Source organism: Chlorobaculum thiosulfatiphilum (genome assembly GCF_006265165.1).
GTDB classification, from domain to species: domain Bacteria; phylum Bacteroidota; class Chlorobiia; order Chlorobiales; family Chlorobiaceae; genus Chlorobaculum; species Chlorobaculum thiosulfatiphilum.
Genome location: NZ_VDCH01000067.1, coordinates 1 through 448, shown reverse-complemented (window position 1 = coordinate 448; position 448 = coordinate 1). Strand labels below are relative to the sequence as shown.

The 448-nt window shown below is 39.5% G+C and carries 1 protein-coding gene; it reads left to right on the top strand.

Translation table 11 applies throughout. The features are described 5' to 3' along the window. The coding region (locus FGF66_RS12855) for a hypothetical protein (RefSeq protein ID WP_211342018.1) at positions 1 to 432 on the top strand (432 nt) is incomplete at its 5' end. Positions 433 to 448: the final 16 nt, after the last annotated feature.

Below are 448 nucleotides of genomic sequence, written 5' to 3'. Positions count from 1 at the left end.
TGTGGTTGGGTAAAGCTCAAAATTACTCTATGTTACTTCATACACACCCTTCTTTCCACGATATTCTGCGAAGAGCCACTTTTTTGGTCTTTTGGCTTCGGCTACTTTCTTTTTAGGCGTGGTCTTGGCGTATCCTTTAATCGAAAAGCTATATCATCTGTTCAGTCAGCACCTAAACCAGAGAATACAGTCTCAGAACCATTACAGTCAAAGATATCGGTGCCAAAGAATTCACATATGGTCAGTAATCAACAAGTACTATCTACTTCCATCGTTTCAAAGCCATCACCCAAAGAAAAACCAAAATCTATTCATGAAACAAAATTTTCGTTTGTAGATTACGATGTTGCTGCTCTCAAACATAAAGTAAATAACGGTTCTTCGCAGAATATCGTGGGTAAGGGCTTCTGCTGTTCCGTCATGATTCGATAGCCATGTTGAGTTTGCC